Annotated in this window: 17 protein-coding genes; 4 read left to right on the top strand and 13 right to left on the bottom strand. The window is 71.6% G+C overall.

The features are described from left to right. The first annotated feature begins 37 nt into the window (after nucleotides 1–37). Together CNQ36_RS22935 and CNQ36_RS22930 are read left to right on the top strand one after the other, a co-directional pair. A complete protein-coding gene (locus CNQ36_RS22935) occupies nucleotides 38–592 on the top strand; it encodes a peroxiredoxin (protein WP_004926345.1) in 555 nt (184 codons plus the stop codon). 6 nt (nucleotides 593–598) lie between these two features. Then, nucleotides 599–1,132 (top strand): alkyl hydroperoxide reductase, encoded by a 534-nt coding sequence (locus CNQ36_RS22930; protein WP_004926346.1) that lies wholly within the window; start codon nucleotides 599–601, stop codon nucleotides 1,130–1,132. Nucleotides 1,133–1,426: 294 nt separating this feature from the next. Here CNQ36_RS22930 and CNQ36_RS22925 read toward each other — a convergent pair whose 3' ends face one another. From CNQ36_RS22925 to CNQ36_RS22875, 11 genes are all read right to left on the bottom strand, one after another. Next, a complete protein-coding gene (locus CNQ36_RS22925; RefSeq protein ID WP_121547373.1) occupies nucleotides 1,427–2,839 on the bottom strand; it encodes an AI-2E family transporter in 1,413 nt (470 codons plus the stop codon). A gap of 145 nt (nucleotides 2,840–2,984) precedes the next feature. After that, nucleotides 2,985–3,692, bottom strand: coding sequence for an aggregation-promoting factor C-terminal-like domain-containing protein (locus CNQ36_RS22920; RefSeq protein WP_040906228.1), 708 nt, complete (start codon nucleotides 3,690–3,692; stop codon nucleotides 2,985–2,987). Nucleotides 3,693–4,101: 409 nt separating this feature from the next. Next, a complete protein-coding gene (locus tag CNQ36_RS22915; RefSeq protein WP_004926351.1) occupies nucleotides 4,102–5,427 on the bottom strand; it encodes a PhoH family protein in 1,326 nt (441 codons plus the stop codon). A gap of 305 nt (nucleotides 5,428–5,732) precedes the next feature. Further along, nucleotides 5,733–6,506, bottom strand: a complete 774-nt coding sequence (locus CNQ36_RS22910) for an isoprenyl transferase (protein ID WP_121547372.1) — start codon at nucleotides 6,504–6,506, stop codon at nucleotides 5,733–5,735. A 648-nt stretch (nucleotides 6,507–7,154) separates the two neighbouring features. Next, nucleotides 7,155–7,964, bottom strand: a complete 810-nt coding sequence (locus CNQ36_RS22905) for a class I SAM-dependent methyltransferase (protein WP_121547371.1) — start codon at nucleotides 7,962–7,964, stop codon at nucleotides 7,155–7,157. A gap of 43 nt (nucleotides 7,965–8,007) precedes the next feature. Next, on the bottom strand, nucleotides 8,008–8,883 hold the full coding sequence (locus CNQ36_RS22900; RefSeq protein WP_121547370.1) for an LLM class flavin-dependent oxidoreductase: 876 nt from the start codon (nucleotides 8,881–8,883) through the stop codon (nucleotides 8,008–8,010). Between the two features lie 22 nt (nucleotides 8,884–8,905). Continuing rightward, entirely contained in the window at nucleotides 8,906–9,934 is a 1,029-nt protein-coding gene (locus tag CNQ36_RS22895; RefSeq protein ID WP_163013343.1) for a hypothetical protein, read from the bottom strand. Beyond that, nucleotides 9,922–10,581 carry a hypothetical protein gene (locus CNQ36_RS22890; protein ID WP_121547369.1) on the bottom strand — a complete coding sequence of 220 codons (660 nt, stop codon included), beginning with the start codon at nucleotides 10,579–10,581 and terminating at the stop codon, nucleotides 9,922–9,924. Before CNQ36_RS22890 ends, CNQ36_RS22895 begins: the two co-directional genes overlap by 13 nt. A gap of 85 nt (nucleotides 10,582–10,666) precedes the next feature. Continuing rightward, the gene (locus CNQ36_RS22885; protein ID WP_121547368.1) at nucleotides 10,667–11,200 is read right to left on the bottom strand and encodes a hypothetical protein; all 534 of its coding nucleotides are present in this window, start codon (nucleotides 11,198–11,200) and stop codon (nucleotides 10,667–10,669) included. Beyond that, nucleotides 11,197–11,898: an Imm52 family immunity protein gene (locus CNQ36_RS22880; protein WP_121547367.1), complete on the bottom strand. Its 702-nt coding sequence runs from the start codon at nucleotides 11,896–11,898 to the stop codon at nucleotides 11,197–11,199. The genes CNQ36_RS22885 and CNQ36_RS22880 overlap by 4 nt, the downstream gene beginning before the upstream one ends. Before the next feature lie 77 nt (nucleotides 11,899–11,975). Further along, entirely contained in the window at nucleotides 11,976–14,189 is a 2,214-nt protein-coding gene (locus tag CNQ36_RS22875) for a Tox-REase-5 domain-containing protein (protein ID WP_228313047.1), read from the bottom strand. A gap of 295 nt (nucleotides 14,190–14,484) precedes the next feature. On the opposite strand from CNQ36_RS22875, the gene CNQ36_RS22870 reads away from it, so the two are divergent. Together CNQ36_RS22870 and CNQ36_RS22865 are read left to right on the top strand one after the other, a co-directional pair. Further along, nucleotides 14,485–16,008 (top strand): alpha-1,2-mannosidase, encoded by a 1,524-nt coding sequence (locus CNQ36_RS22870; RefSeq protein WP_121547365.1) that lies wholly within the window; start codon nucleotides 14,485–14,487, stop codon nucleotides 16,006–16,008. 74 nt (nucleotides 16,009–16,082) lie between these two features. After that, the gene (locus tag CNQ36_RS22865) at nucleotides 16,083–16,463 is read left to right on the top strand and encodes a DUF192 domain-containing protein (protein WP_121547364.1); all 381 of its coding nucleotides are present in this window, start codon (nucleotides 16,083–16,085) and stop codon (nucleotides 16,461–16,463) included. 22 nt (nucleotides 16,464–16,485) lie between these two features. On the opposite strand, the gene CNQ36_RS22860 is transcribed toward CNQ36_RS22865, so the two are convergent. Then, nucleotides 16,486–17,133, bottom strand: coding sequence for an OmpA family protein (locus CNQ36_RS22860; protein WP_121547363.1), 648 nt, complete (start codon nucleotides 17,131–17,133; stop codon nucleotides 16,486–16,488). Between the two features lie 8 nt (nucleotides 17,134–17,141). After that, nucleotides 17,142–17,720 (bottom strand): hypothetical protein, encoded by a 579-nt coding sequence (locus CNQ36_RS22855; protein ID WP_121547362.1) that lies wholly within the window; start codon nucleotides 17,718–17,720, stop codon nucleotides 17,142–17,144. Nucleotides 17,721–17,722 lie beyond the last annotated feature (2 nt).

Here is a 17,722-nt window from a genome sequence, read left to right as displayed (position 1 = left end):
CCGTAATCCGGGTGTTTCCTCGCTGCAAGGAGAGCCTGTGCTCACTGTCGGTGACAAGTTCCCCGAGTTCGAACTGACGGCCTGTGTCTCGCTGGAGAAGGGCAAGGAGTTCGAGACGATCGACCACAAGACCTACGAGGGCAAGTGGAAGATCGTGTTCGCGTGGCCCAAGGACTTCACCTTCGTGTGCCCGACCGAGATCGCCGCCTTCGGCAAGCTGAACGACGAGTTCGCCGACCGTGACGCCCAGATCCTCGGCTTCTCCGGTGACTCGGAGTTCGTCCACCACGCCTGGCGCAAGGACCACCCGGACCTGACCGACCTGCCGTTCCCGATGATGGCGGACTCCAAGCACGAGCTGATGCGCGACCTCGGCATCGAGGGCGAGGACGGCTTCGCCAAGCGCGCCGTGTTCATCGTGGACCAGAACAACGAGATCCAGTTCACCATGGTGACCGCCGGCTCCGTCGGCCGTAACCCCAAGGAGGTCCTGCGGGTCCTGGACGCCCTGCAGACCGACGAGCTCTGCCCGTGCAACTGGAGCAAGGGCGACGAGACCCTGGACCCGGTCGCGCTGCTGGCCGGGGAGTGAACTGACATGTCCCTCGACTCCCTGAAGTCCCGTATACCGGACTACGCCAAGGACCTGAAGCTCAACCTGGGTTCGGTCATCGGCAATTCGGACCTGCCGGCCCAGCAGCTGTGGGGCACGGTGCTGTCGACGGCGATCGCCTCGCGTTCGGCGATCGTGCTGCGCGAGCTGGAGCCGGAGGCGAAGGCGAACCTGTCGCCGGAGGCGTACACCGCCGCGAAGGCCGCTGCCGCGGTGATGGCGATGAACAACGTCTTCTACCGCACCCGTCACCTGCTGTCGGACCACGAGTACGGCAACCTGCGCGCCGGTCTGCGGATGAACGTCATCGGCAACCCCGGTGTCGACAAGGTCGACTTCGAGTTCTGGTCCTTCGCGGTCTCCGCGGTCAACGGCTGCGGGCAGTGCCTCGACTCGCACGAGCAGGTGCTGCGCAAGGCCGGTCTGGAGCGTGAGGTCATCCAGGAGGCGTTCAAGATCGCGGCGGTGGTGCAGGCGGTCGCCGCCACCCTCGACGCGGAAGCAGCCCTCACGGCCTGACCCGCCCCTCCCTCACGGGCCCGGCCCACCTCAACCTGGTGGCCGGGCCCGCCCCATACCCACTCCCCCCCGCAGGCAGCCACCGTGCTCTCCGCTCTCCACTCTCCGCGGGCAGTCGTGCCGCAGGGCGGAACGGGTGGGCGCGACGGCACCCCGCAAGCGCCGGGCTGCGCGACGCCCCCCGCCCAGGCACCAACACCGCTTCCGGCGCTCACCGGTGCCGCTGCGCCCACCCGTGCCGCCCCAGCGGCACGACTGCCCGCAGCTACGTCGGGTGCGGCGGGGGCGCGGGGACTAAGTGTCCGGGGTGTCCCGGGGGTTTTGTGGGGGTGGTGCCGGGGCGGGGGCGTCCGGGGCGGACATCGCCGTCGCGCCACGCGGCCGGGGGGCGAGCACCGCGGCCGCCTCGTGCGCGTAAGCCCGCAGATACCCGACCACCGTGTTGGTGACCGCGACCAGCGGCACGGCGACCACCGCACCCCCGATTCCCGCCACCATGCCGCCCGACGCGACCGCCAGCACCACCGCCAGCGGATGCACCCGCACGGCGCGGCCGAGGATGAACGGCTGCAGGATGTGGCCCTCGATCTGCTGCACCGCCAGCACCACCACCAGCACCATGACGCCGGTGAACACGCCCTGTGTGACGAGCCCGACGACCACCGCGAGCGCTCCGGACACCACCGCGCCGACCAGCGGGATGAACGAGAACAGGAAGATGAACACGGCCAGCGGCACCGCCATCGGCACGTCGAGGAAGTAGATGCCGAGGCCGATGAAGATCGCGTCGATCAGCGCCACTATCACCGTGCCGCGCACATACGCGGTCAGCGTCCGCCAGGCGGCCGGACCGGCCCCGGCGACACCCGGACGGGCCGCGGCCGGGACGAGCTTCAGCGACCACTCCCAGATCCGCTTGCCGTCGTAGAGCAGGAACAGCGTCGAGAACACCGCGAGCAGTATGCCGGTGAGCGCCTCGACCACCACGGTCACGCCTTCGAGGCCCGCCGACGTGATCTGCTCGGTGTTGGCGCCGACCGCCTCCCGCAGGTTCTTGGCGATCTCGTTGATCTGCTTGTCGGTGACGTGGAAGGGGCTGTTGAGGAGCCAGTTGCGCAGCTCGTCGATGCCGTCCTGGATCTGGCCGGCGAGGTGGTCGATGTTCTCCATGACCTGCCAGGTGACGAACCAGCCTATGAGGCCGATCACGACGAACCCGAACAACGCCGTCAGCGCGGTGGCCGGCCCGCGCGGCACTCCGTAGCGCCGCAGCCGCGCCACCGTCGGCTGGAGCAGCGCGGTGATCAGCAGCGAGGCCACGAACGCCAGCACCACCAGCTGTACGGCGCTGATGATCCGCATCAGCACCCAGACCGTGCCGGCCAGCACCAGCAGCCGCCACCCGGCCTCGGCGGCGACCCGTACGCCCCAGGGCACGGCGTGCGCCGGGTCCGGGCGGGTCGGCAGGACCGCGGTGGTGTACCCGGCCGGCCCGGCCGGCGGCGGGTCGTCGGAGCGCGAAGTGCTCTCCCGTACGGGATCAGTACCTGAACCGGGGCTCGGAGCCGGGGCGGGACGGGGATCGGGGTCGGCGGCCGGGTCAGGCCGGCGGCCCCCCTCGACCTCGGCGCGGCGTTCCTCCAACCGCTTGCTGACTTCGGTCAGTCCGGCTCCGACCCGGCCGAGCCATCCTGGCACTCGCGACATGATCCGTCCTCTTCCCCCGTATCTCCCCACCACTCCCCCCTGGAGCCGTCGGTCAGACCGTACATGGCGAAAGCCCCGCACCGTAGGACGGTGCGGGGCTGTGCCGAGGTTGAGCCGGGCCGGGAACGAAAGGCTCCCGGTGCCTCTAGTACCAGTTGTTGGCCTGCCAGAAGTTCCAGGCGCCGCAGGGGCTGCCGTAGCGGTCGTTCATGTAGCCGAGACCCCACTTGATCTGGGTGGCGGGGTTCGTCATCCAGTCGGCTCCGGCGGAGGCCATCTTGGAGCCCGGGAGCGCCTGCACGAGACCGTAGGCGTCGGAGGTCGGGTTGTCGGCCCGGTAGTTCCAGCTGGACTCGTGGTCCACGATGTTGCTGAAGCACTGGAACTGGTCGGCGGGCACCAGCTGACGCGCGATCGCCTGGACGTCGGCCACCGAGTACGAGCTCTGGACGGCGATGTCGGAGGCGTCGCGGACCGCGGAGCGGCTGGCGGCGGCCTTGGCCTCCGCGCGCTCCTTGGCCTCCTTCTCGGCCTTCGCCGCCTTCTCGGCCGCTTCCTGCTTCTTCGCGACCGCGGTTTCGGCGGCTGCCTTGCGGGCGGCCTCCTCGGCGTCCTTCTTGGCGCTCGCATCCGCGGCGATGGCCATCGTTTCGGCCTGCTGCGTCAGGGACGCGGTCTGCACCTGGGCCTGCTGGCCCGCGGGGATGTCCGCGAGCAGCGTGGTGCCGCTTGCCGTCGCTTCGGCGTCGTTGTTCTGGGCGACGCTGCCCGAGGCAACACCGACGACGCTTCCGACAGCGGTGACCGCCGTGGCCGAGGCCACTGCGAATCCCCGGACCGAGATCCGGCTCACACGGTTTCCTTCCAGCATCGCCCGCTTCGGTGACCCTCGCGGACGCAATCGTGCCCCTGGCACTGGCCTCCCCAACTACTGGTCACGGGAGGCACGGACCCGGTGGGCAACTCCTACGGGAGGAGCGCCGCGTGGTGCTCGGGCGGCATACGACGACGCTATGGAGTTAAGACTGTGGTTCCGCACCGCTGGCGGTACAGGTGTGTCGTATGCGGGGCCTGACAGGATGGAGACTCTGCCGTAACCCGACGGTGCAAGGCAATTCTCCGTTGCGTGTGAAAGCTCACATCCCGTTTGGCCCCGGGGAATCCCGGAAAAGCACACACGCGCCGACGCCGCCCGGCTAGGCTCTTCGCCTTTCCGGACGGCGTCAACTACGGGGTAACCGGCTGTTGTTGGATTTCCCGGATCAGATCTGCCCGTCTTCGAGCATTTCGGTCACAAGGGCAGCGATCTGGGACCTCTCGGACCGCGTCAGGGTGACGTGCGCGAAGAGCGGGTGCCCCTTCAGCTTCTCGACGACGGCGACCACACCGTCGTACCTGCCGACCCTCAGATTGTCGCGCTGGGCGACATCATGGGTCAGAACGACCCGCGAATTGGCCCCGATACGGGACAGAACGGTCAGCAGGACGTTCCGCTCCAGCGACTGCGCCTCGTCCACGATCACGAACGCGTCGTGCAGCGAACGGCCCCGGATGTGGGTGAGCGGCAGGACCTCCAGCATGCCGCGCGCGGTGACCTCCTCGATGACCTCCCGGCTGGTGACCGCCGACAGCGTGTCGAAGACGGCCTGGGCCCAGGGGCTCATCTTCTCCGCCTCGCTGCCGGGCAGATAGCCGAGCTCCTGCCCGCCGACCGCGTACAGCGGACGGAAGACCATCACCTTCTGGTGCTGCCGGCGTTCCAGGACCGCCTCGAGCCCCGCGCACAGCGCCAGCGCCGACTTGCCGGTGCCGGCCCTGCCGCCCATGGACACGATGCCGACGTCCGGGTCGAGCAGCAGGTCGAGCGCGATCCGCTGCTCGGCGCTGCGGCCCTTGATGCCGAACGCCTCCCGGTCGCCGCGCACCAGACGGACGTTGCCGTCCGCCGTGACCCGGCCCAGCGCCTTGCCGCGCTCGGACTGGATGGTGAGTCCGGTGTGCACGGGCAGCCGGGACGCTTCGGGCACGTACACGTGCCCCTCCTCGAAGAGGACGTCCACCTGCTCGCCGGGGAGGGTCAGTTCGGACATCCCGGTCCAGCCGGAGGAGTCCGTGATGGCGAGTTCCGCGCGGTACTCCTCGGCGAGGAGCCCCACGGAGGACGCCTTGATCCGCAGCGGGAGGTCCTTCGACACGACGGTGACGTCGAACCCCTCGGCCTGCAGATTGCGGGCGACCGCGAGGATGCGGGAGTCGTTGTCCCCCAGGCGGTAGCCGCTGGGCAGCACGCTGGGGTCCGAGTGGTTCAGCTCGACCCGGACGGTCCCGCCGAGGTCCCCGGTCGGGATGGGGGCGTCGAGGCGGCCGTACCGCACCCGGTAGTCGTCGAGCAGGCGCAGCGCCTGCCTGGCGAAGTAGCCGAGTTCGGGATGGTTCCGCTTGGCCTCCAGCTCCGTCACCACGACGACGGGGAGCACGACCTCGTGCTCGTCGAAGCGGCTCAGGGCATTGGGATCGGCCAGCAGGACGCTGGTGTCGAGAACATAGGTGCGCCGGTCGGGCTTGTGGCGCTTTGCGCTGGTCACCACGGAAGGACGTACCCCCTCGGATGAGGTCGGGGAGCGACGAGGCGGAACTGGACCGGTCGACGGCCCTCATGCACAGCGGGCCGAGAACCGGCCCTCCGCCGCTTCTTCCGTGCCGTGACCGCACGGTCGGGCTGGTGCAAAGGGCCTCCCGGGCGGACGGCTTCTGTGCCGCCCGCTGAGATCCGACACCCGTGGTTCGGGTGTCGACCTGTCTGGCTTATGCCCGAGAACGAGCGCCGCCATGCAACGGCATATGACGGCGCGCCGGTGAACTCCGTGTGACGTGCGGTGGCTGCGGGGGCTGTTCAGCCGCCGAAGCGCCGGTGGCGGGCGGCGTAGTCGCGCAGCGCGCGCAGGAAGTCGACCTTGCGGAAGGCCGGCCAGAACACGTCGCAGAAGTAGTACTCCGAATGAGCGGTCTGCCAGAGCATGAATCCGGACAGCCGCTGCTCTCCGCTGGTGCGGATGACGAGGTCCGGGTCGGGCTGGGCGCGGGTGTAGAGGTGACGCCCGATCATGTCGATGTCGACGGCCTCGGCGAGCTCGTCCATCGGGGTGCCCCGCTCGTGGGCGTCCAGCAGCATGGACCGTACGGCGTCGGCGATCTCCTGGCGGCCGCCGTACCCGATGGCGACGTTGACCACTATCCCGCCGACGTCCGCGGTGGACTGCTCGGCCTCCTTGAGGGTGGTCTGCATCCCGGCGGGCAACAGGTCCCGCGTGCCGACGTGGTGGACCCGCCAGCGGCCGTCGGCGGCGAGGGAGCGCACCACGTCCTCGATGATGCCGAGCAGCGGGACGAGTTCCTCCTTCGGCCGGTCGAAGTTGTCCGTCGACAGCAGCCAGAGGGTGACGACCTCGACGTCCGTCTCGCTGCACCAGCCGAGGAACTCGCCGATCTTGTCGGCGCCGACCCGGTGGCCGTGGACGGTGCTGGACCCCGCGGCCTTCGCCCAGCGGCGGTTGCCGTCCATGATGACGCCGATGTGCTTCGGCACCTGAGCGGTGTCCAGGTGGCCTTCCACCCGGCGCGCGTACAGCCTGACCAGCAGGCCGCGCACCTTGTCGCGCAGGTTCACGTGATCGTCAGCCCCTCCGTACGGATCGGACAGGCGCGGCGCTCCCCACCGCGTCGCGCGGCGGGCGGCCCGGTTCCAGACAGCGGGCGGCCCCTGTCCGTATGGCGGTCCCCGCAGGCGAAGACTACCCCCGCGGGGACGGGGGTCCCCAAGCCGCCGCCCGTGACAAGAGAAAACGGGCCGGTCCGTGGGGGGGGGATACGGACCGGCCCGAGGGGGGGTTTCCACCATAACCCTTCGTAAGGGATGCCGCGCGCATCGGCGCGAAACAACTACTCTCCGAAACCGTCCGGCGACGCCCCGATGGCCATGGAGAGGGCCGTGCGGGGCTCCTCGGTGACCGGAACCGGGCGGAATTCCGAGAGAACCGGGCGGCGAGGGGGCTCCGGGGCGGATGTGGCGCCGTCGGCCGACCGGGTGGCCGTACTTCCCGCCATCCCTCCGACGGCTGAACGGGAGGCCGACACCGGCTTGACCCGAGGAGGGGTGGGATCGTGCACCGCGCAGCCCCCTCCACTGCGCGGTACCACCGCCCCGCGCAGCTTTGCCGACGCGAATCCCCGTTGGTCCGAACCTATGGGAGGCCGGGCTCCGGGGACCAGACCCGTCCCATAACGATGCGGAAACCCAGGGGCTCGGAGTGCGAGCTCAGGGGTGCGAGGTGCGGCCGGCGCCGCCTTTGCGGGCGTGGAAGAGGTGCCGGGTGCTGTGGGCCACGAAGGCGCCCTCCGCCTCGATGCGCCCGTGCAGGGCGCGCAGCCGCGGCAGATACGCCTCGACGGTGAATCCGGGCACCATCCAGATCACCTTCCGCAGGAAGTGGACGACGGCGGCGATGTCGTGGAACTCGACGCGCAGCCGCTCGGCCCTCACCTCGACGATCTCCAGACCGGCTGCCTCGGCGTCGCGCCGCTCGCGGTCCGGGTGGCGGGCGTCGCGCCGCTCCCGCGGCTGCGGCCCGAGGAAGTACTCGACGAGCTCGTGGACGCTGGCCGGCCCGACGTGCTGGGCGAAGTAGCGGCCGCCGGGCTCCAGGACCCGGGCGATCTCGCTCCACCGGGCCTCGACCGGATGCCGGCTGACGACGAGGTCGAAGGCCTCGTCGGCGAAGGGCAGCGGCGCGTCCTCGGGCGAGGCGACCACGGCGACACCGCGCGGCCGGAGCAGGGCGGTGGCCCGGGCGACGTTCGGCGGCCAGCCCTCGGTGGCGACGGCGAGCCGGGGAGGCCGGGAGGCACGGCCGAGGGCGAAGTCGAACACCTCGCCGCCCCCGGTCTGGACGTCCAGCACGGCGGCGGCCCCGCCCAACCGCCGGGCCATCGCCCCGGCGTACCCCCACGAGGGCCGGGCCTCGTGGGCCCGCCCCTCGAACCAGGAGAAGTCCCAGCCGTCCGTGGGCACGGCGGCGCCCTCGGCGATGAGTTCCTCGAACCGGCGGGCCCGCTCGTCGTCCGTCATGCCCCGATCATGCACGCGGCGATGCTGTCCGCTCCTCCGGTTTTCACGGCACCAGCGGCCGCACGTCCTCCGCCACGAACCGCACGAAGCCCTCCGGGTCGGGTTCGTCGCCGGTCGGCTGGAGGACGACCGAGTCCGCCCCGGCTTCGGCCAGCCGCCGCACGGCCCCGGCGACCTCCGCGGCGTCCCCGGCCACCCCGAGGTCCGGATCCGCGCCGGCGCCCTCGGCGATCAGCTCGGCCCGCACCCGCTCCGCGGCGCCGGCGCCGGTGGCGGCGAGCAGATAGACGACGACCCTGTGGGGTTCGCCGGTACGCCCCGCCGCGGCCCGCCCCTCGTCGATGAGCAGGCGCGCCCGGCGCACCCCCTCGGGCGAGGTGAGGGCGGTGAGGACGGTCCCGTCGGCGGACTCACCGGTGAGCCGCACGGTACGGGGCCCGGTGGCGCCCGCGAGCACCTCGACCGGCTCCCGCGGCGGCCAGTCGAGGGCGACGTCGTCGAGCCTGACGTACCGCCCCTCGGTGGTGACCCGCTCCCCGCGCAACAGGGCGCGCAGCGCGACGAGATGCTCCCGCAGCAGGGTGAGGGGCGACTCGGCCCGCGCCCCCACCTGCCCCATCCAGTCCTGCACCCCGTGCCCGACGCCGAGGACCGGGCGCCCGGGGAACATCCGGTGCAGACCGGCGGCCTCCATGGCCGTGATCGCGACGTTCCGCAGCGGCACGGGCAGCAGTCCGACGCCGACCCGCACGCGCCCGGTCCAGGCGAGCGCGGCGGCGGCGGTGGAGATCCCGCCCTCCCGGAAGCAGTCCTCCCACAGCCAGAGCTCCTCGAGCCCGGCACGGTCGGCGGTCTCGGCGACGGCACAAAGCCGCTCGGGGGCGAGCTGCGGACGGAAGACTGCGCCAAGTGAGGTCATGCGGATCTTCCTACCCGCCGGGTCAGCGGTTGATGGCCTGGATCTCCTGGACGACGACGTCCTGCGTGGCGCCGAACTCGCCGTCGGGAAGATTGCCTTCCGCGCCGCCGGTGCCGGTCCAGTGGATCTTCCAGGTGACCGTCGCCTGCAGCGGGAACGCGCCGTCGCCGGAGGAGCGCAGGTACTTCACGCCGCACGGCGGTGTCCGGTCCGCGTCGCCCTTTTGGTACGGCTCGCCGATCCGCCGGCCGTCGATCCCGCAGACGCCGGAGGCCGGGTAGGTCTGGGCGTCCGGAGTGCCCGGCTTGATCTCCAGCGAGACCGGTTCCGCCGTGGCCGTCGCCGAGATGGCGATGTCCGGCACGGACGCGGTGACGGAGACCGGCTTGAACTCGGCGCCGTCGAGCCATGCCCAGGTGGGCAGGTTGACCTTGGTCGTCTCCGTGGGGGCCAGCGTCACCTCGGTGCCCGGGACGCGGATCTCCGCGTAGGCGAGTCCGGCGAGGATCTCCGGGGTGATGGCGTTCTCGATGTCGGCGGGCGGTGCGTCGCCGGTGTCCACCCAGAAGTAGTCCTCTGTGCAGGCGTCCCAGCCCGGCGGGTAGCTCTTGTTGACGTACGAGCCCCACCAGAAGCCCTCGCCGGACTTGTCCTTGTTGAAGGCCTTCTTCTCGTCGTCGGCGTTGTACTTCTCCCGCTGCTCGGCGTCCCACTCGTACCCCGTCGAGCCGGCCTCCCAGATCGGCTCCAGATACTTCTGCAACTGCTCGGGGGTGTACTTGGGGGCGTACCAGCAGGCCGGGGGGCTCCATGACGTGGACGACGTCAGCGCCCCGGCGGACCCGCCACTCCCGTTCTTCGAACGATCGAAGACGATGCCGCCGACGGTGACGGAGAGGTTGCCCTTGTCGTCGGCGTTGGCGCTCTGTTCCGCCTCGTTGGCGTTCCCGTTCGAGCCACGCTCGGCAAAAGCCGCGTTCGAGGCGAAGAGTGAAGCGCACGTGAGTGTCAGGACTGTGGCAGCCCTCGCCGATCTCCTTACGGCTGACACGCCTTGTTCCCCCTGTTCGAGACCACGTCGGTGGTCTGCCAAATACCGTCTGAGTTCTTGGTCAGACTCGTGTTGTAAAGGACGTAGGCGTTCTCCGTTGCCGGCGACCGGTCGACCTTCCCGGACTTCTTGTTCTTGATGTACGACTTGCTCTCGTCCGAGCAGTAGGTCACGTATGCCTTCTTGGCATCCGGGAGCGTCACCTTGTAGTTGAAGTAGCGGGTCTCACCCACCCACGTCTCACCATCGTCGACGTACTTCTGCACATAAGTGATGTAGGAGCTCAGGGCTTTGTCCGTGATGTAGAAGCCCAGAGCCCTGGTTCCCGTGTCACTCTGGAAAATCGCCTCGTCCACGGCGTTGACGGCGAGCGTGCTGTCCGCGAGCGCCGCGTCCTTCGCCGCGTCACCCGTCTTCTGGTACTCGAAGACGTTCTTCGCGTCGGAAGGGAACGTGATCTTCGGGCGTCCGCCCGATTCGGACGCGCTCTGAGTCGGCGAGGGCGACTTCTCCTTGTCGGTGTCGGCGCCGGCGATCTTGTCGTTGTCCTTCGCGGTGCTGTCGTCGTCGCTTCCGCATGCGGACAGCGTCAGGGCCGCGGTGGCGGTCAGCGCGAGCGCTGCGAGCAGGGTGGGGCGGCGGTTCACAGTCGGGCTCCCAGTGGGGCGAGGCTTCTCTTCAGCGAACCCAAAACTATCCAGTGCGTGAGTCGGGGCACCAGTGTGATGGGGGTCAACTTCCGTGCTGTTCCGTCGGTTCGGTGAGCGGGCGGTCGGCGAGCAGGGCCGTGAGGACGAACGGGGCGTCGCCGTCGGACTGGTTGAGGGAGAGGGCGACCCAGCGCGGGGAAGGCGACGCGGGCAGCGGGCCCCAGGTCTTCAGGTCTCCGTAGCAGTCCTTGGCGGCCAGGGTGCGGAAGGGTTCGGGGAGGGGTTCGCCGGTCCCGCGCCGCAGCACGGGGACGCGCATGCTCACCGTGCGGTGGGAGCCCCAGCGGGCGTCCAGGCCGGAGACGAGTGCGGCCAGATACGCCTCGGCCGAGGCCTCCGCCTCGTTCCATTCGCGGCCGTACACGCCCGTGAGGCCGGCGCTCTCCCAGAGGGGGAGGAGCAGGAAGCCCTCGCCCCGGGTCGCCGCCCACTCGCCGGTCACCGGATCGCCCTCGTCGGCCGGCGGGCCGGTGGCCGGGAGGTCGGCGGACAGGGCGGCGTCCACGGCGGACAACGCCCGGGCCGCGTCGAAGGGTTCGCCCGCGCGGGCCGTCACAGCGCGGGCCCGGTCATCGGCTGGGGCAGCGGGTCCAGCGCGCCGGAGCCCTTGAGGGTCCGGTACGCGTCGACCACGGCCACCGTGTCGCCGGGCGACGCGAGGGTCAGCAGCACGCCGCCGGTGCGGAGTTCCTCGCGCTCGGGGAAGGAGTCCGCGGGCGTGCGGGCCACCCGGCCGGCGGACAGGTACCCCAACCAGCCCACCGACGGCGTGCCGATCCGGAAGCCCGCTTCCTTCTTCAGCGCGGCCGTCACGGCCCGGTCGCTCACGTCCCCGTAGTCCGGCTGCCAGGACTCCGCCACGGCGGCGAGGAGGCCGGCGTCGGGGAGCTCAGCCGCGTCGGGGGACACGATCGTGGCGACCAGGGACTGGAGCAGGTACTCCGGGGTCCCGCCCGCCAGCCCGGAGACCTCCACCTTCCAGCCGGGCTCGGCGCCGTCGGCGAGCAGGCGCAGCGAGGTGCCGTCCGCCGCCGACCAGTCGTCGGCCGCCTGGGTGGCGCGCAAGGCGCCGAGCAGGGACTCCTCGTCGGGCCGGAGGGTCTCCCCGGTCCCGGAGGCGGGCACGGTGCGCCACGTCCCCGTCGTCTCCGGGAGCAGCCGGGTGAACCGGTCCAGCATCGTGCTCCACCGTGCGGCGAGCTGTTCCGCCGACTCCTGTCGGGGGCCCCAGAAGCCCCGCACCACGCGTCGCATGTTCCGTTCCCTCTCGTGTCCCGTCGCCCGCCCGAGTCCGGCTTCACACCCTAGGTCGTACGCCGCCCGCCGCCCCGTCAGTCGAAGGCCTCGGGGCGGCGTTCGCCCGCGATGGGCTCGGGCACCGTGTGGACGACCTCGATGTCCAGGCCGGCGTCCTCGAAGGCGTCGCGGGCCGCGTCGGCGACCTCCTCGTTGGAGAAGTGCCACTCGATGTCCTTGCCGCGCGCCGCCGCGACCTGCCTGCGCGCCTCGGCCAGCAGCCGCTCCGTGCCGGAAGGGGTGAGTTCCGTGCGGTCGGAGCTCAGGAAGCTGTCGTAGCCGTTCTTGGCCTCCAGATAGGTCTGGCGGGAGGAGTCCCAGCCGTCGAACTCGACGTCCGGGACGTCGGGGTCGGTGTGCGGGACGACGTACTCGTGTCCGCGCCGTGTGCCGGTGACCTGTTCCTGGTAGCGCAGCCAGGACTCGTTGCGCCAGGTGGGGCTCGGGTTGCGGTCGCGGCTCGCCCAGAAGCCGTCGCCGTTGTCGGCGTCGCCGAACGTGCGGCCGGCGAGGTCGTCGGCCCAGTCCGGCGGGTTGTAGTTGCGCGGGTCGCGGGTGTCGTTGCGTTCGGGCTCCGGCCACTCCTTCTTCTTCTCCAGTGCCTGCCGGGCGCGTTCGGGTTCCTCGGCGCGTTTGCGTTCCAGGTAGGCCTGGCGTTCGGCGGCGCGGGCCTCCTCGGCCTGCTGCCGGGCCTCCTCGTCGCAGCCGCCCTCCGCCAGGACGACGTACGGTCCGTCCGCGGCGGGCGCGGCGGCGAGCACGGTGGTGCCGGTGCCGGGTCCGCCGTGCGGGCCGGGGTGCGGGCCTCCGTCGTACGGGGTTCGGCGGGGCGGCGCGGAGATCGTGCAGCCGGTGCGGCGTGCCGCGTCCTCGGCCTCGTCCGCCGCGTCGTCGGCGCGCCGGGCGGCGTCCTCCAGCGCGTCGAGGTCGCCGGCCTCGGCCGCGCGCCGGGCGTCCCGGGCGGCCTCGGTGGCGTCGTCGACGACCCGGCTCAGCCGGCCGAGCGAGCCGACCTTCTCGGCGATCTTCGCCTCGCCGTAGCCGGGGATGAAGAGCGAGCCGACGTTCCAGATGACGGTGGTGACGGCCCGGGTCTCGTTGCCGCCGTTCCACTGGTCGACGACGTCGTCGCCGACGAACGAGTCGAAGAGGACCGTGCCGCCGGTGCCGAGGGAGGCGCCGCCCCAGTCCAGGATGGCGCCGAGGTAGTCGCCGTCGTCCCACATGTCGCGGGCGTCGGCGGTGTCGTCCCACCAGGCGCCGCCCAGGGAACCGCCGTACTCCATCAGGCCGTTCCAGGTGTCGACGGGGCTGGTGACGACGTCCCAGATGCCGGTGACGTCACCCCAGACGCCGTCGACGAACAGGCCCCCGCCCACCTGTCCCAGCTGATCGCCGGCGCAGCCGAAGAAGGCGCCGAAGCCGGAGAAGCAGCCCTCGTCGTCGCCGTCCTCGCCCTCTCCGGACGCGGCGGCGGGGTCCTCGTACGGCGGCTCGTCGATCTCGTCCTCGGCGGCCACCGGGTCCACACGGGAGGGGTCCCCCTCCGGCGCGGGGTCGGCGGGGCCGGGGCGGTCCGCGTCGCCGCCGGGGTCGCCCGCGCCGCCGGTGGTCCCGCCCGTGGTGTCGCCCTCGTCGCCGCCCTCCGCCGTGACCGGGCCGTCGCCGGGCGCGCCGGGCGACGGGCACGCCGTACCGGTGACCCGGCACACCTGGGCCTGGATGTCGGTGAGGATCCGGGTGCCCAGACCGCTGACGACCAGCGCGGCGATGATCGCCGCGACCACCGCGACCAGCCCGGCGTACTCGACCGCCGTCTGGCCGTCGTCGCGGCGCAGGCGGATCATCCGGGCCAGGGAGAAGGGGCGGCGCTCGCGCCGGTCCGGTGCGGCGAGGCGGTACCAGTCGCGGCAGGCCGGGCGGGTGAGGAGGAGCAGGACCAGGACGGGCAGGAGGAGCTGGCTGAGGCCCCGGGCCGATCCGTCGGCGAGGTTGGACAGCGAGCCGAGGACCAGCCACGCCTGTACGGCGACGAGCCCGGTCCAGGTCCTGGCTCCGCCCCGCCAGGTGCGGCGGGCCAGCCACCAGCCGAGCACCCCCGGAGCGGCGGCGTACCCCACCTGGGCGAGCAGCGCGCCGTCCACCGCGTCGGCCGACGCCGCCGTGAGGAGCAGCCCCGCTCCCCCGAGCACCGTGAACGCGAACAGCGCGTGCACCAGCAGCAGTGCCCCGGCCAGCGGCCGGGGCATGCCCTGCCGTCCTCCCCCGTACCCGGGTGCGCCCCGGGCCACCCCCGTCCCCGCTCCTCCCCCGTACGAGGCCATGGACGCCCTCCTCAAGTCCCCCGGTTCGCAACCGTGTCTGGTTCACGGCACGGCCCGAGGGTAGGGAGCGGCGGCTGTCCGGGGATGGGCCCGTGGGCCCAAACCGGCGCCCAAGCACGCGGGGCGGCGGTGTTGTCAGTCCGGCCCACTAGGGTCCTGGATCACCGTCGCCGCCGCCCGGCGACCGAGTACTGATGATCCGTCATAAGCTGGAGCTGTCATGGGCTTTGAGGCCACCTACGCCGATTTCTCCGTCGATCCGACCCGGCTGGCCAACGCCGGCATCAGGTATCACGGAGCCCGGTTCGCCGGGTCGCACGTGGCGTTGAGCGCCGGCGGGAGTGTGACGCTGGACTTCGAGGTGGCGGACCCGCAAGACGTGCCCCAGGCGACGCTCACCGTCACCGCGCTCGTCTCCAGGCTCGGCTCCGACCTCGGGTACGCCCCGATGGACGTCCTGGTGCAGGGCGAGGTGCTGGCCGAGGACCTGACCGTGCCCGGCGGCGGCGATCTGCCGCACGACAACGTCTTCGCCGTGCCCGGACGTCTGCTGAAGCCCGGCACCAACACCCTGGAGATACGCTCCTCGGCCAAGTCCGGCAGCATGCTCTGGCTCTACCGGATCACGCTGGATCCCGTGGGGGAACGTGGCCGCTCGGAGCGTGCGCGGCTGGCGGAGGCCGCGCGCGACTCGGTCTTCGCCTACCGTACGGAGCTCCGCCCGGCCCACTCCGCCACCGCCCCGTGGCAGGCGGCCCCGCGGCTGCTGTTCCACGTCGACCGGGACGAGAACTCCCTGCCCGCGCAGCTCGGCTGGCGCGGCGAGGACGGGACCGAGTCCGCGATCAGCTTCCAGTCGAACATGTCCGACTTCCACGGCTGCCACCGCGCGGCGGACGGCACGGCGTACGAGTACCGGGGGCACCTCTCCGACCGCCGGCCGTTCTCGGAGGACACCCAGAACCTCTCGGCGTCGCCCCTGCACCGTTTCCGCACGGAGGAGGGGTGGGGCGGCGGCTGGCACGCCTCCCACGAGCTGCGGCTGCTGGTCGACGACGGCGGGGCGCCCGTCGAGCGGGTGACCTGGCGCGACCAGCGGGGCAACTCCGGCGTGGCCGTGCTGCACGCCGCCGCCTCCGAGGTCGAGGTGGCCGGCGTCGAGGCGAGCGACGAGTTCGACGACGGGGGCGAGGGCGCCGACAACCTCCTCGAGGACGAGCGCAGCAAGTGGCTGACGTTCGACGACACCGCCTGGCTCGACTTCACTCCCGCCCGCCCGGCCGCCGTCGCCTCGTACTCCCTGATGTCGGCGAACGACTTCGCCGACCGCGACCCCCGTGACTGGACCCTCCTCGGCTCCCAGGACGGCAGCACCTGGACTCCGCTGGACACGCGCAGCGGCGAGAAGTTCTCCGAGCGCTTCGAGACCCGGGTGTTCCCCCTGCGTTCCCCGGCCCGCGCCTACCGCCACTACCGGCTCGACATCACCCGCAACGCAGGGGCGGGCGAGGTCCAGCTCGCCCGGGTCCGGTTCGCCGAGGCGCCCGCCGGGCAGGCGTTCACCGGCTACTACCAGCGCCACGACGAGGGCCCCATCGGCTACCGCGGCACACCGGCCGCCACCACGGCCCCCGGCCTGCCCACGGCCCCGCACATCGCCTCGGAGCTCCAGGCCGCCGTCACCAGCCTGTCCGAGACGGCCCAGGCCCTCGCCGCGCTGGCCGCGCAACTGCGCACCCACTGATGCGCGGCGGCCGGCGGGGATACGTTCGGTGCGGACGGGTTCGTCGGTGAGCGGGTCGAGGGGAGCGGTCGGGGATGGGGCGCTGGCGGGACGGGTACGGCGGGCTGACCGTGAAGGGGGCGGACGGGGAGCCGCGGACACGTGTGCCGCTGGAGGTCGCCACCTCCTACCGGGCCCGCACGAAGGGGCTGCTGGGGCGGGACTCCCTCGACGGGGCCCTGCTGCTCTCCCCCGCCAACAGCGTGCACACCTTCCGCATGCGCATGCCGATCGACGTCGCCTACCTCGACCGGCGGCTCCGCGTCATCGCCGTCCGCACCATGCCGCCGGGGCGGCTCGGCCTGCCCCGGCTCCGGGCACGGCATGTGCTCGAGGCCGAGGCGGGGGCGATGGAGGGGTGGGGGCTGCGGGTGGGGGCGCGGGTGGAGGTCGAGGTGGAGCGGGAGGGGGCGTGACCGGGGCTCCGGAGCGTCCGGCTCAGCTCCCCGTGCGCGGGAAGGTGATCTCGACCCTGCGGTTCTTCTTGCGGCCGGCCTCCGTGGAGTTGTCGGCGATCGGGTACTGCTCGCCGTATCCGCGCACCTCGTAGGTGATGTTCGCGTCGCTCAGCTCCCTGCCCAGGACGGCCTGTACGGCGTTGGCGCGCTGACGGGACAGCACGTCGCCGTGGGCGGACGAGCCGAGATTGTCCGTGAAGCCGAAGACGCGGACCTTCGTCGCGTTCTGCGTCTTGATCTCGCCGGCGATCGTGGCGATGCGGGCCTTCGCCTCCGCGCCGAGCTTCGCGCTGTCCTTGCCGAACAGCACCTCCGCCTGGAGCGCGAAGGTCACGTCGGAGTTCGTGTCCTCGCGGCGTTCGTCACCGCTCTTGTCCTCGACGATCTGCTTGATGTCCAGGACCTTGGGCTCGGTGAGGGTGGCGCCCTCCGGGAGCTTGAGGTCGGGGTCGTTCGGGTCGACCTCGACGGGTGCGGACGCGGACGCCTCGGTTCCCGGGGGGACGCTGGGGCCGTCGTCCGCGTGCGCCACCACGGCGCCGTACAGGTTGGCGACGACCATGACCGTGGCGGCCGAGAGGACCAGGGCGAGGCGGGGCGGCGCCGGGCGGGTCGGGGTACGAGTCATGGCCGGCCTCATCCGGAGATCTTGATCGTGCCGCTGGCGAACGTCGGTACCTGGAGGTCGACCTCGGCCGTGTCCGTCGGCGGCGCGGGGAACTGCATGAAGACGGGCAGGGTCTGCCCCGCCTCCAGGTTGCCCAGACCCGTCGTGGTCAGCGGCCGGCCATCGGTGTCCCGCAGCACGTAGTAGCGCTTCTTGCCCTTGGAGTCCACGAGGGTGGCTCCGCCGAGCGACGGACCGTGCTTGATGACCTCGGTCTCGTCACCGCTCGTCTGCGGTGGGATCACCACCGACTTGTCACCGTCGTTCTTGACCGTCCCGTTCACCGTGATGAACCCGCCCGAGTCACGCTCGGCCGAGGTGATCTGAAGGAGCAGCCCGTTCGTGCCCCGCAGTTCGGCAAGCGGCGTCTCCGCCTGTCCCTCCTGAGCACTCGGGTTCGATCCACTGTCCTTGGAAGCGGATGACGAAGGCTTTGGCTTGTCGTCGTCACCACCGCCGCCACAGGCCGCCATGCCCAGAGCCAGACCGGCCACGGCGGTCAGCGCGACCATCCCCCTGCGGGCCTTGGCAGTGATCCGAATGCTCATCT

The organism is Streptomyces fungicidicus (assembly GCF_003665435.1).
In the GTDB taxonomy this organism is placed as follows: domain Bacteria; phylum Actinomycetota; class Actinomycetes; order Streptomycetales; family Streptomycetaceae; genus Streptomyces; species Streptomyces fungicidicus.
Note: the sequence above shows the minus strand (reverse complement) of the source record. Positions and strands in the feature narration are given on the sequence as shown.